10 protein-coding genes are annotated in these 12,979 nt (G+C 64.0%); all 10 read right to left on the bottom strand.

From position 1 onward, the window contains the following. Positions 1-46: 46 nt before the first annotated feature. Positions 47-898, bottom strand: coding sequence for a bifunctional 5,10-methylenetetrahydrofolate dehydrogenase/5,10-methenyltetrahydrofolate cyclohydrolase (locus tag H8S23_RS11170; RefSeq protein WP_186888425.1), 852 nt, complete (start codon positions 896-898; stop codon positions 47-49). Then, complete coding sequence (gene lgt / locus H8S23_RS11165; RefSeq protein WP_186888424.1) at positions 885-1,934, bottom strand: prolipoprotein diacylglyceryl transferase; 1,050 nt, start codon at positions 1,932-1,934, stop codon at positions 885-887. The genes H8S23_RS11170 and lgt overlap by 14 nt, the downstream gene beginning before the upstream one ends. Positions 1,935-1,979: 45 nt before the next feature. After that, positions 1,980-3,299, bottom strand: a complete 1,320-nt coding sequence (gene yfmH / locus H8S23_RS11160; RefSeq protein WP_186888423.1) for an EF-P 5-aminopentanol modification-associated protein YfmH — start codon at positions 3,297-3,299, stop codon at positions 1,980-1,982. Continuing rightward, positions 3,289-4,560, bottom strand: coding sequence for a M16 family metallopeptidase (locus H8S23_RS11155; protein ID WP_186888422.1), 1,272 nt, complete (start codon positions 4,558-4,560; stop codon positions 3,289-3,291). Before H8S23_RS11155 ends, yfmH begins: the two co-directional genes overlap by 11 nt. A gap of 162 nt (positions 4,561-4,722) precedes the next feature. Beyond that, on the bottom strand, positions 4,723-5,655 hold the full coding sequence (locus H8S23_RS11150) for a M15 family metallopeptidase (protein ID WP_186888421.1): 933 nt from the start codon (positions 5,653-5,655) through the stop codon (positions 4,723-4,725). A 567-nt stretch (positions 5,656-6,222) separates the two neighbouring features. Next, on the bottom strand, positions 6,223-7,428 hold the full coding sequence (locus H8S23_RS11145) for an aspartate kinase (protein ID WP_186888420.1): 1,206 nt from the start codon (positions 7,426-7,428) through the stop codon (positions 6,223-6,225). 82 nt (positions 7,429-7,510) lie between these two features. Further along, positions 7,511-8,404, bottom strand: a complete 894-nt coding sequence (thrB, locus tag H8S23_RS11140) for a homoserine kinase (RefSeq protein ID WP_186888419.1) — start codon at positions 8,402-8,404, stop codon at positions 7,511-7,513. A 4-nt stretch (positions 8,405-8,408) separates the two neighbouring features. Continuing rightward, positions 8,409-9,638 carry a homoserine dehydrogenase gene (locus tag H8S23_RS11135; protein ID WP_186888418.1) on the bottom strand — a complete coding sequence of 410 codons (1,230 nt, stop codon included), beginning with the start codon at positions 9,636-9,638 and terminating at the stop codon, positions 8,409-8,411. 117 nt (positions 9,639-9,755) lie between these two features. Then, entirely contained in the window at positions 9,756-10,190 is a 435-nt protein-coding gene (locus tag H8S23_RS11130; RefSeq protein ID WP_186888417.1) for an ACT domain-containing protein, read from the bottom strand. 359 nt (positions 10,191-10,549) lie between these two features. After that, a complete protein-coding gene (locus H8S23_RS11125; RefSeq protein ID WP_186888416.1) occupies positions 10,550-12,871 on the bottom strand; it encodes a transglycosylase domain-containing protein in 2,322 nt (773 codons plus the stop codon). Between the last annotated feature and the right edge of the window lie 108 nt (positions 12,872-12,979).

The following is a 12,979-nucleotide window of genomic DNA, read 5'->3' as shown; positions in this document are numbered from 1 at the left end:
ACGGCGACCTGCTTTTGCGAGACAAAAGGTAAAAGGAGACCGGGTTTCAATCCAAACCGTGCTGCCGCTTTGCCGCCTTGAGGGTGTTCACCATCAGCATCGCGCGGGTCATCAGGCCCACGCCGCCCGGCACCGGGGTGATGCGGCCCGCCTTGTCCGCAAGGCCCGGCTCATCCACATCGCCATACAGCTTTCCATCCTCGCCGCGGTTGATGCCCACGTCCACCACCAGCGCCCCCTCCTTGACCATATCCGGCGTGACGAACCGCTTTTTGCCGATCGCCGCCACCAAAATATCCGCCTCCCGGACCACAGAGGGCAGGTCGCGGGTGCGGGAATGGCAGACCGTCACAGTGGCGTTTTCCCGCAGCAGCAGCAATGCCATGGGCTTGCCCACGATATTGCTGCGGCCCAGCACCACCGCCCGCTTGCCCTCCAGCGGCTCGCCGGTGGCTTTCAGCAGCTCGATGCAGCCCGCCGGGGTGCAGGGCAAAAAGCAGTCCTCCCCGATCACCAAACGGCCCACGTTCACCGGTGTAAAGCCGTCCACATCCTTTTCCGGGCTGATGGCCTCGATGACCTTTTTCTCGTTGATGTGCCGGGGCAGCGGCAGCTGCACCAGCAGGCCGCTGACGGTGGGGTCGCTGTTGCGCACCGCGATCTCGGCAAGCAGCTGCGCTTCGGTGGTGGAATCCGGCAGGCGCAGCACCTCGCTGTCGATGCCGCACTGCGCGCAGTCTTTGGCCTTGCCCCCCACATACACCTGGCTGGCGGGGTCCTCTCCCACCAGGATCACCGTCAGCTTGGGCACCACGCCCTGTCCGCGCAGCGCTTCCACCTCTGCCGCCACCTGCGCCTTGACCTTTGCGGCCAGCGCTTTTCCGTCAATTCTCTCCATGATGCCCCTCCTGTTCCTGTTGTTCCGGCTCATCTGCGGCCGGCGGTGCGCAGTGCCCGTCCCGGGGTTCCGCCGCGCTGTCGGTGCTCTCCTGCTCTGCGCCGCAGCCGTCCCCGTCCTCCGGCCGGGCGTCCGCCGCTCCTGTCCCGTCCGCCGCACCGGCGGGGGCGGGCTCCGCCCAGCCCAGCGCCGGCCGGCCGCGGTATTTCCTGCGCAATACCAGCCAGGCGGCAAACGCGGCCAGGCAGGACAGGATCGCCAGCAGCTGGCTGGCCCGCAGGCTGCCCACCACATAGAGGCTGTCGGTGCGCAGGCCCTCGATCCAGGCGCGGCCAAGCCCGTACCACATGACGTACAGCAGCGCGACCTCGCCGTGGAACCTGCGGTGCTTCAGGTAGACCGCCAGCGCGATAAAACCCACCAGACACCAGATCGATTCATACAGAAATGTGGGATGGACCGGCATGGCGGGGTCCACCATCACGCCTTCGGCCGCCAGTTTTTCCTGCACCGAGGCAAGATAGGACACCGTGCGCGGGCTGATCATGCCCCAGGGGGCCGTGGTGTTGGTGCCAAAGGCCTCCTGGTTGACAAAATTGCCCCAGCGGCCCACGGCCTGACCGATCAAAAAGCCGATGGAAGTCAGGTCAAACATCGGCAAAATGGGCACTTTGCGCCATTTGCAGGCCAGCCCGCCAAACACGAACGCGCCGATCACCGCGCCGTAGATGGCGATACCGCCGTCCCGGATATCCAGCATCTGCCAGAACGAGGCGTACTCAAAGGGCGCCATCGCCACATAATACACCCGCGCGCAGATCACCGCCATGATCGTCCCCACAAAAATGACGTCGATCATGCGGTCCACATTGATTCCCAAACGCGGCGCATAGCGGAACGCGTAGATCATGGCCAGCAGCATACCGCCGCCGATCAGGATGCCGTACCAGTAAATATTGAACCCGCCGATGGAAAAGGCGACCCTGTCCACCTCGAACGAGAGGCCAAGACCGGGAAACTGAACCAGATTAACCATAAAAGCTGAACGCCTCACTTTTTCTATCCCTGTGCCCAGGGGTGTCTATTCCTCCGCCGTCCGCGCCGTCTGCCCGCGCCCGGCCAGCGGCCGCAGCACCACCGCGGCGCTGCGCTCTTCCCGCAGCAGTTCTTCCAGCGCGGCGCGCACATCCTCGGCGGTCAGGGCCGCCAGGATCTCCAGCTCGGCAAAGAGCGGCTCGTCCCGCAGGCCGCAGGCGGCGAGATCGGCGGCAACGCCCTCCGGGCTCTCAAAACCGCTCACCGCCTCGCCGTACAGCACATTGCGGCAGAGCTGAAAATCCTCGTCCGCGATCCCCTGCGCGCGCAGGCGGGCGATCTCCTGCAGCAGGGCGGCGCGCACCGTCTCGGGCTCGCGCGTCTCGCCGGAAAAGAGGATGCAGAAATATCCCTCGCCGCTGAACACATCGCTGGAAAAGCCGCTGTTGACCAGCCCCTCGTCGTACAGCCTGCGATAAAGCGGGGTGGTGTCTCCGATCAGCAGCTCGCCCAGCAGGTCTGCCAGCACCTCCCAGCGCAGACGCTCGTCCGCGCCGCGCGGCCGCTCTTTGAAGCCGATACCCAGCACCGGCTGCGAGACCGCCATCTCCAGCTCAGCGCCCGCATGCACGATCTCCTCCGGCTCGGGCCGGCGCAGCTTTTGGCCCGTCTCGCCGCCCTGGGGCAGTTCCGCCCGGTCCAGAGCGGCCAGCACCTGCGCCCGCGTGACGCTGCCCGCCACTGCCAGCACCATATTGTCCGGCGTATAAAATGCGTCCGTACAGGCATAGAGCGTCTCAGGGGTGATGTCCGCGATCGACTCTACCGTGCCCGCGATATCCTCTTTGATGGGACAGTTGTGATACAGACAATCAAAGACCGCAAACAGGATGCGCCAGTCCGGGGAGTCCTCATACATGCGGATCTCCTGCCCGATGATGCCCTGCTCTTTTGCCACCGTGGCCTCTGTGAACCAGGGGTGGGACACCGAGCCCAGCAGGACGTCCAGCGATTCGTCCACCTGGTCTGTGGCGCCGAAAACATAGCAGGTCTTTTCAAAACTGGTGTAGGCGTTGGCGCTGGCCCCGATGCGGGCGTAAAGGTCAAACGCGTCCCCGTCCTCGCTCTCGAACATCTTGTGCTCCAGAAAATGCGCCACGCCCGCTGGCAGCGCCGTCTCCTGGCCCTGCCGCAAAAAGCGCCGGTCCACTGAGCCAAAGCCCACGGCCAGGCAGGCCTGCACCGCGCGGTACCCCTCCATGGGGGCCACAAAAACGGTGAGCCCGTTTTCCAGCGTGAGCTTTTCATAGCTGAAATCCACCCGGCCGGAGCGCAGCGTCTCCGACCGCAAGACCTTATTGCCCATCCGCCGCGCCCTCCTTTGTGAGCAGATAAGATACCGACAGCGTAAAAAGGGACAGCACGCTGCAAAGATCGTCGGCGGTGGCAAGCTGCACCGCATGCTCTACCTGCTGCGGATCCTCAAAGGTCCCGCGCAGGATCTCCCGGAACGCCCACATCTCGATGGAGCTCAGGCTGTCCCCCACCGCGCGCAGCGCTCCCAGATAAGAGAGCTTCGTCTCCTGCAGCTCCTGTTCCCCAATGGGGCCGGCGGCCAGCGCCTGCAGCTCGTGCAGGATGGCCTGCTGCGCCCTGGCGGCGTTTTCGGGCTGTACCCCGCTGTCCACGCTGAGGGACGAGGTGAGATAGGAAAACGCGCACGAACAGTAATAGCACAGGCTCTGCCGCTCCCGCACGTTGCGGAACAGCCTGGAGGACGGCAGCCCGCCGAACAGGGCCGCCGCCAGCCGCATATGGGTGAGCTCCCGCCCCGTGAGGGGGCGGCCGGCGGTAAACAGCAGGCAGAGCTTGCCCTGCACCGCATCCACCGGCTCGGTATAGCTGCGCGCCTCGGCCGCCGGCATGGCCACGGCGGGCAAAAGCAGGGCCGGGGCCCGGCGCTGCGCGTCCAGCTTTTGCAGCAGCCGCGTTTCCACCTCGCCCGCGTCCGCGCCCAGTACCAGCACCTCTACCCGCGCCGTGCGCACCATCTCGGCATAAGCTTCGGCAAGCGCCTGCGGGGTGACGCCGTCCAGGTCGTCCAGATAACCGTTGCGCTCGATGCCCGCGGGGGAATCGCCGAAAAACCGGCGCCGCGCCTGCTGCACGCAGTAGGCGCGCTTATTGTTGATCTCACCCTCCAACAGCTCGCGCAGCTTTTGCTTTTCGATCTCCACCGCCTGCGGCTCAAAGGCGCCGTCCACCAGATAGGGGTCGAACGCCGTGCCGAAGAGGATGTCCGCATAGGCCGCCGACAGCGCCTCGCCGTGCAGGGCATATCGGTCGCGCAGGCCGCAGATGCTGATACTCACCACCCGGTTCCCGCCCTGCACCGAAGTGTCGGCCGACAGCCCCGCGCCATAAAGCGAAGCCAGACGCCGCGAGAGCCGTGTCATGTCCGGGCAGCCCGCATAGCCCCGCTCCAGCACGATCGGCAGCAGGGCAAAGGCCGTGGCCGTCTCGCGCCGGGACGGCAGGATAAAATTGATCGTGATGCGGCTGGTCTTGAACTGGTCCGCCGGCAGCACGGTGAGCGCGGCGCCGCCGCGCAGTTCTTTTCGCTGCATGTCGTTTTGCAATCTCCTGATCTTGATCCGTCTTTTCTGCCCGGCCGGGCAAAAAACCGGGGCCCAGCCGTCATCTTTTCTTATTATAGACGATTGTGGGCCCCGGTACAATTTTATTTTGTGAACAGATACATTTTCCCGCGCGCGGCTCTTTTGGCGGGATCATGCCGCGCCCAGATATTCCTCCAGACAAAGGCCGCTCTCCTTGATCTTGGCGGCGTTTTCTACTCCCACATAGCGGAAATGCCACGGCTCCCAGATGATGCCGGTGATCTCCTCTTTTTCTTTCGGATAGCGCAGGATGAAGCCGTAATCCGCAGCGTGTTCCAACAGCCACTGCGCCTCCGGGGTCTCGGCATACCCGTCGTCCAGCATCTGATAATCCACAGCCACGATATCGGCCGCCAAACCGCTGGAATGCTCGCTGCAGCCATGCGGGGTGCGGATGGTGGCGGTCTTGTCATAGGCCTCCTGCTCGCTCATGCCCTGGGCCATGTAATCCCGCTTCATCTCCTCGAACAGCTCGTCCTGCCGCTCGACGCTGCGGTAGGCGGAGCACACCATCAGCTGCAGGCCCGTAGCGTTGCCGTCCGCCAGCATCTGCTGCAGCTGGCCGATGGCCCGGGCGTCGAACTGCTTGCCGTTGGGCAGCGTCCCTGTCTCGACGCTGAAATTTTCCGGCAGAGGGTGGGTGTGATTGACCAGCCGCAGCAGCCATTCGTCGTCCCCGGACAGCGCAGGGCCCGCGCCGGTTCCCTGCGCCGCGCTGCCGGAGGCGGCAACGTCCCCGCCCGTGGACACGCTGCTCACCCCGGCCGCGGAGTTTGATGCACCGGCCGCCGAACTGCCCGCGCCGGGCGCGCCGCCCTGCAGCAGCCGCGTGATGCCCCAGGCGGCAAAAACCAGCAGCACCGCTGTGACCGCCAGCACCGCCAGCCGCCGGTTGCGCAGCTGGCGCTGCCGTTTGCGGCGCGCCTGCGCCCGTCTGCGGCGCTGCTCCGGCGTCAGCGCCGGACGCGGGCCGGGCTGCGGGGCGCGCTGCGGCAAATTGGGTTCGCGCCCCACTCTGCGGGGCCCAAGATCATGATCCTGCAAAACAAGACCTCCTGTCAGGCGGTCCGCGCCCTGCCCTGCGGCGCGGTGCGGACCGCCCTGTTTTTTTATTTTTCTTTGCTGTGGCCTGAGGACAGGCCGCCGGGCCGTCAAAAACAGCCCCCTGCTATTTTCCGGTCTTTCTATGGAACGCCGCCGGCACCTGTTTTATTTCAATCTGACCGTTTTCTTCTGTTCTTTCCGCATCTGCGGGCTGCGCGGGGACCGCCCGGTTCACTGCCGCGGGGCGCGGCTGCAGCAGGTGATCCGCGCTCCGCCGCGGCGGACAACACCGGCGCGCATGACACAGGCGCCGCGTCCGCTCCGCGGGCTGGAGGCCCAAAAACCGAAACGCCGCGGGCGGAAAGAGTTCCCCCGCCCGGACGCCTCTTTTGAGAGGCCCCCACTGGCAGGACATTCTGCGCCCCCAATACCGCGGCCCAAAACGCTGTACCCCAAAAAAGAAAAAACGCGGCCGCCGGCCGCTGCAGCCGGCGCCGCTTTTTTCTGTTTCACAACACATTGTCAGGGCCGTTTCCACCCCCGGAAGAACGTCTCTACGCCCCGCTGTCAGCCGACAAACGCCTCGTGGATGGCGTTTACCGCCTTGTTTGCGTCTTTCGCGTCGATCAGCACCGAGATCTTGATCTCGCTGGTGGAGATCATGCGGATGTTGATGTTGTTCTCGTACAGCGCCTCAAACATGGTGGAGGCCACGTTGGAATGGCTCTGCATGCCCGCGCCGACCACCGACACCTTGGCCACGCCGTCGTCGTACTGCACGCCGGTGCCGCCAAAGCGGGACAGCTGCTCGGTGAGCAGTTCCACAGCGGCCTTGCGGTCGGTGGAGGGCACGGTAAAGGACAGGTCCTTGGTGCCATCGCGGCCCACGCTCTGCAGGATCAGGTCCACGTTGATCTTGCGCTGCGCCAACAGGCTGAACACCTTGAACGCGATGCCCGGCACGTCGTGCACGCTGAGCACCGAAATGGCCGAGACGTTCTCGTCTTTTGCGACCCCCTTGATCATCATACCTTCCATAGCTGCGACCTCCTTTACGATTGTTCCGGGCACGGGATTCAGGCTTGAGAGCACCTCTAGCCGCACGGCATATTTTTTTGCCAGCTCCACCGAGCGGTTGTTGAGCACCTGGGCGCCCAGGGTGGCCAGCTCCAGCATCTCGTCAAAGCTGATCTCCGCAAGCTTTTTGGCCTTGCCCACCACGCGCGGATCCGCGGTGTACACGCCCTCCACGTCGGTATAGATCTGGCACAGGTCGGCTTTCATCGCCGCCGCGATCGCCACGGCGCTGGTATCGCTGCCCCCGCGCCCCAGGGTGGTGAGGTCGTCGGCCCGGTTGATGCCCTGAAAGCCCGCCACCACCACCACCTGGTTCTTGCCGATCTCGCATTCCAGCCGCTCGGTATCCACCTTGCGGATGCGCGCCCGCTGGTGGTTGCGGTCGGTGATAAAGCCCGCCTGCCAGCCCAGCAGCGAGATCGCCCGGCAGCCCAGCTCCGACAGGGCCATGCACAGCAGCGAGCAGGAGATCTGCTCGCCGGCGGCCAGCAGCATATCCATCTCGCGCCCGGACGCGTCGCAGGTGATCTCCCCCGCCTTGGCAAGCAGGTCGTCGGTGGTGTCCCCCTGCGCCGAGACCACCACGATCACGTCGTTGCCCGCGTTGTGGGTGTCCGCGACGATGCGGGCAACATTGAACAGGCGATCCCGGTCCGCGACCGAGGAACCGCCGAACTTCTGTACGATCAGTGCCATACTCTTCCTCCCTCAAATCCCCTCTCGAACTGTTTCCCCGCCGGCCCCGCGGACGGCGCGGGTCCCCGGCTTTTGGGAGACGCTAGAACATGCTGGCGTTTTGCGCCTGATAGCGGTGCACCGCAAAGCGGCGGGTGGCGGCGTCCTCCGCCAGCGCCAGGATCGCCCGCGGCACAAAGGTGTCGTCCCCCGCGTCGCAGACCGCCATGATCGTCGGCCCCGCGCCGCTGATGAACGCCGCCCGCGCGCCCAGCTGCATGGCGATCTCAAGGACCCGTCCCGCGCCCGGGATAAGCGGCAGCCGGTACGGCTGGTGCAGTTTATCCCCCGACGCCACCGCAAACAGCTCGGGCCTGCCCTCGCAGAAAGCGGCCGCCATCAAGGCTGCCCGCGCCGCGTTGTAGACCGCGTCCCTGTGCGGTACCTGCTGCGGCAGGGCCGCCCGCGCCTTTTCGGTGAGCAGCTCAAAATCCGGCACAAAGGCGCAGAACCGCAGCTCTTCACTGACCTTTTTTTTGACGGTGTAGACCCGGCCGCCCTCCATGACGCTGGTGACAAAGCCGCCCAGCATGGCGGGCACCACATTGTCGGGGTGCCCCTCCAGACGGGCCGCCAGCGAGAGCTGCTCGTTCTCCGTCAGCACCCCGCCCAGCAGCCGGTTCGCGCCCACGACGCCGGCGGCGATACATGCGCTGCTGCTGCCCAGGCCGCGGGCCTGGGGGATGGGGCTGGCCTGCACCAGCTTGAGGCCCGGCAGCGTGCGGCCGCATTCCTCGTACACGGCTTTGACGGTGCGATAGATGAGGTTTTCTTCCCCCTGCACCGGCACCGTGCCGTCGGTGGTGGACACCTCAACGCCGTCCCACTCCCGCATCTCGACCGTGTTGAACAGCGAAAGCGCGATGCCCATGGTATCGAAGCCGCTGCCCAGGTTCGCCACCGAGGCCGGCGCCTTTACCGATATCACCTGCTCCATGTTTTTACACTTCCAGCATCTTCAGCGCAATGGCCACGTGGATGCCGTCCCTTTCCAGTTTTTCCTTTCGCTTTTCCAGTTCCTTTGCCGTCATGGGGGTGGTGAGCACCGCGGTCTGATTGTGGTGCTGCAGCGTGAGCACCACGCCGCCGAGATCGGCTTTCAGGGTCCCGGCGTCCAGGTTGTTCACTCTCACATAATATGTGTGCTCCGCTTCGTCGGTGATTTTTCCCTTTTGCGGCGCAGTGGGGGCCCAAAACAGCGAGTCGTGTACCGAGGGGCCGAACTTGGCCGCGTCGATGACGTCCGCCACCACCGCGCTGGCGGTGGCCAGCTTGCCCGCGCCCTTGCCGTAGAACAGCGTGTCCCCCAGCATATCGCCCCGCACCAGCACGGCGTTGTACACGTCGCTGACGCCCGCCATCATGCTCTGCGCCGGCAGCACCATGGGTTCTACCCCGCAGGCAAAGCCGGCCTTTTCATTGCGCCGGGCATAGGCGATCAGCTTGACGGCCAGCTTCATCTTCTGGGTGAAGTAAACGTCCTCCGCCGTCACCTCGCGGATGCCGCGGGTGGGGATATTTTCGGGGTGCACCTCGCTGCCGAAGACGAGGGAGGCCAAAATGGCGATCTTGCGGCACGCGTCGATGCCGTCCACATCCGCCGAAGGGTCGATGGTCTCGGCGTAGCCCAGGTTTTGGGCCTCTTTCAGCGCCTCGTCAAAGCTCATGCCCTCCTGCTCCATCTTTGTGAGCATAAAATTTGTGGTGCCGTTGACGATGCCGCACACCTCGCTGATCACATTGGCCGCCAGGCACTGGTGCAGCGGCGTGATGACCGGCGTGCCCCCGCCCACCGACGCCTCAAACAAAAAGCAGACCCGGTGCTGCACCGCGATGGCCAGCAGCTCTGCGCCATGGGTGGCCACCAGCTCTTTGTTGGAGGTGCAGACATTTTTGCCCGCCTCCAGCGCCGATTTGACATAAAAATAAGCGGGCTTTGTGCCGCCGATCGTCTCCACCACCGTGTCTATCTCGGGGTCCTCCAGGATCGGGTCGATGCTGTTTACAAACAGCGCCGCGTCCGGATGAGAGGAAAAATCGCGGATGTCGAGGATGTATTTCACCTGTACCGGCTCGCCCGCGCGCTTTGCCGCGCTGGCCGCATTTTTGCGCAGCACCTCATATACGCCGCTGCCCACCGTGCCGAATCCCAAAATCGCTATCTTGATCAAACTATCTCACCTTTCTTTCTCTTGATGCCGCCAAAGCCGGGCCCGAGCAAAAGCGCAGGGCCCCGCCCCGCAGCGAATAGCGGCCGGGCGCGATCGCCCCGGCCGCCGCTGCCGCCGCTACAGCTCCTTGATCGTGCGCCTGATGCTGACCACTGTGCGCTGGCTTTGGATCGACAGCAGCACGTCGTCGATGGGCATCGGCATCGAATCGGTGCGCAGGGTGACCGAGACGACGGCGGTGCCGTTTTCCGGCGCGGACTGGTTGATGGTGACGATGCTGGCGCCCGAGGCGGACAGCTCGCTGAGCAGCGCCTGCAGCGCGCCCGTCTCGTCCAGCAGCACGGCCTTGACCGTGACGATGGACTTTGCGTTTTCAAAATCAAAAACGCTGTCCTTGTACTTGTAAAACGCGCTGCGGGAGAGATCGACCATTTTAGCCGCGGCGGAAACGTTTTTCGCCGCGCCGCTGGCGAGCAGCTCTTTTGCCCGCAGCACCTTGGAAAAGACCTCGGGGAGGACAGCCTGATCCACGATCAGAAATTTTTTCTCCACGTTTTTGTCCGCCTTTCAGAAACATTTGTTTGTAACGTCGTCACTATATCACTTTTTCCCCCGGGGGGCAAGCGCCTTTTTCAAGATTTTCCCTCTTGCACAAAAGTGCTCTGCCCCGGCGAGACCGAAAGGGGATTTTGACGAATCCAATTGTCTTTTGTTCATGGACAAAAACGCCCTGTGAACCATTCACAGGGCGTTTTCAAATACAATTTGCAGTCCGTTCAAAAGCGCGCCGGGGTCCTGAGGGAAATGGACCCTGCCTGCTGGCAGGCCGGGGCGGGATCCGTCAAAATCCCCGGGCCGAGGCACGGCCGCGTCGGGCGGCCGCAGGACCCGCGCCTTGTCTCACGGGCAGCTTACCCCACGTGGATGTCACAGGGTTCCAGCGGCTGATCCGCCTTATAGTAGCCGGTGGCGGTGCTGGGGCAGAGCGGACCGGCCTCGCCGCCGGACTCGGTGCAATAGGTTTTTGTGACCACGGTGTTCGCCGGTGCAGTGGGGAAGTTTTTGGCTTCCAGCCCCTCCTGCGCCCGCTCCATGACCTCTTTCCAGGCCAGCGTCGGCGGGTGTTTGCCATAGGCTTTCCAGGCCAGTTCCTGCGGCTGGTCGTAGCCCATCCAGGTGGCGGTGACATAGTAAGGGGTCAGCCCGATGAACCAGTGGTCCTTGTCGTCGCTGGTGGTGCCGGTCTTGCCCACCGTCTCCATACCGGCGATCGTATTCGTGCCGGTTCCAGCCGCAGTGCCCCGGGTGATGACCTGACGCAGCAGCTTGTTCATGATCATGGCGGTGTCCTCGCCGATGGCGCGGGTGGTGGGCAGCAGGGTGTTGTCCAGCACGATCTCGCCGGTCTGCACATTTTCCACCGTGGTGTAGGAGTGCAGAGGGGTGACGGTGCCGCCGTCCCCAAACATCATATAGGCATGGGCCATCTCGGCCAGCGAGACGCCGTCGGTCATCGACCCCAGCACCAGCGGACCGACCCCGATGTCGCTGGAGATCAGACCATTCGCCTCGGTCCTGTTCTCCACCAGGCTGGTGATGCCCAGGGTGTTGGTCATAAAGTCGAACAGATCGTCCGGCCCCACCAGCTTGCCGACCCGCACCGCGATGGTGTTGATGGAGTTGGCCAGCGCGTCGCAGACCAGCATGCGCTGTTCGGTATACTTACCACTATAATTTCGGGGCCACTTGCGCATGGTGCCGTTGTCGTTGATCTCCTCCACCCAGTCGTCGATAAAGCCGCCGTCCGAGTAGGTGATATAGTTGTAATCGATGCCCAGCGCATAGGCGCCGATGGGCTTCATGGTGGAACCGGTCTGCCGCAGCGAGCCTACCGCGCGGTTGAGGCCGCGGTCAGCGGTCTTTTCGCCCAGGCCGCCCACCACGCCCTTGACTGCGCCGGTATAGTCGATGGTGATCATCGCACCCTGCACATTCTGGGTCTTGGTCTCGCCGGTGGCCTTGTCCTTGTACTCGACCTCCTGGTCCGGGTAATAGTTGCCCGGCTCTTTGGCCATGACCTCCTCCATGATGGACTGCAGGTTGGTGTCCACGGTGGAATAGATGGCAAGGCCGCCGTTGAACAGCAGGGCGCTGGCCTCGCTGCGGGTCTCGCAGATGCCCTCGTTCACCAGGTCGGTGATGACCTCGTCGATGACCATGTCGGTAAAGTAGCTGTTGCCGCCCACCTTGGCGGTGTTCTGCTTTTCAGACGGGTCGACCAGGTTCAGCGGCTCCGCCACTGCGGCGTCGTGGTCCGCCTGGGTGATCAGCCCCTGCTCCAGCATCATGCCCAAAATCATATTGCGGCGCTGCAGATTGTTCTCGGGCTCGGTGCGGGGGTTGTACTTGGTGGGGTTGTTGGTGATGGCCGCCACGGTGGCGCACTGGGCCAGCGTCAGCTGGCCCACGTCCTTGTCGTACAGGTTGTAAGCGCAGGCCTGCACGCCGCAGGTGTTGCCCATAAAGCCCACCGTGTTGAGATAGGCCTCCAGGATGGTGTCCTTGGAGTAGCGGCCGTTCAGCGAGATGGCGCGAAAGATCTCCCGCACCTTGCGCAGCGGGTCGCGGTCGTCGTCGCCGGTGATGTTCTTGATCAGCTGCTGGGTGATGGTGGACGCGCCCTGCTCGGTGTCATAGAGGGTGATCCTGCCGCCGGTCAGGCGGCTCAGCACCAGGTTGGCGGTGGCCGAAATGGTGCGCTTGAAGTTGACGCCGCTGTTCTCGCGGAAGGTCTTGTCCTCCACGGCGATAAAGGCGTTTTTCAGATTATCGGGGATCTGGTTGCCATCCACCCAGATGCGGTCGGCGTTGTCCACCAGGCGCTGGTACGGCTCCGGCTTGCCGGTCTGCGGATCGATCGCATAGATGGTGGAGGAATAGCTGAGCTTCAGGTTTTCCAGGTTGAGCAGCGAAGCGTCGTTCGCCGTCACCTTGACCACATAAAGGCTGAGCATGACCGCCAGCACCGAGGCCACGATGACCCCTATGCTGACCAGCACCACCAGGACGCGGCCAATGTTGGCCCACACCCTTTTGGCGCCGCCTTTCTTTTTCGGCTTTTTGGGGGCGCCGCCCTGCGCGCCGGCGGGACGTGCGGACGCGCCGGAAGAGCTGCCGCTGCCCCGCGCGGACGCGCCGCGCCGGGGCGCAGGTTTTCGGTTCTGTTCGTTCAAAAAGGTTCCTCCCCTTTCCTCTCGTATCATTCTTGTCTGAACTATGTAAATTTAACGGATAAACGCAGGTCCCCGCGCTGCTTCGCCGGGTTTCTATAGTATACCACA

This window comes from Anaerofilum hominis, from assembly GCF_014287275.1.
Taxonomy (GTDB): Bacteria; Bacillota; Clostridia; order Oscillospirales; family Ruminococcaceae; genus Pygmaiobacter; species Pygmaiobacter hominis.
Note: the sequence above shows the minus strand (reverse complement) of the source record. Positions and strands in the feature narration are given on the sequence as shown.

Coding starts and splice junctions, on each gene's coding strand:
- H8S23_RS11170 (WP_186888425.1), bottom strand. CDS start 898: ATGGAGAGAATTGACGGAAAAGCGCTGGCCGCAAAGGTCAAGGCGCAG.
- lgt (WP_186888424.1), bottom strand. CDS start 1,934: ATGGTTAATCTGGTTCAGTTTCCCGGTCTTGGCCTCTCGTTCGAGGTG.
- yfmH (WP_186888423.1), bottom strand. CDS start 3,299: ATGGGCAATAAGGTCTTGCGGTCGGAGACGCTGCGCTCCGGCCGGGTG.
- H8S23_RS11155 (WP_186888422.1), bottom strand. CDS start 4,560: ATGCAGCGAAAAGAACTGCGCGGCGGCGCCGCGCTCACCGTGCTGCCG.
- H8S23_RS11145 (WP_186888420.1), bottom strand. CDS start 7,428: ATGGCACTGATCGTACAGAAGTTCGGCGGTTCCTCGGTCGCGGACCGG.
- thrB (WP_186888419.1), bottom strand. CDS start 8,404: ATGGAGCAGGTGATATCGGTAAAGGCGCCGGCCTCGGTGGCGAACCTG.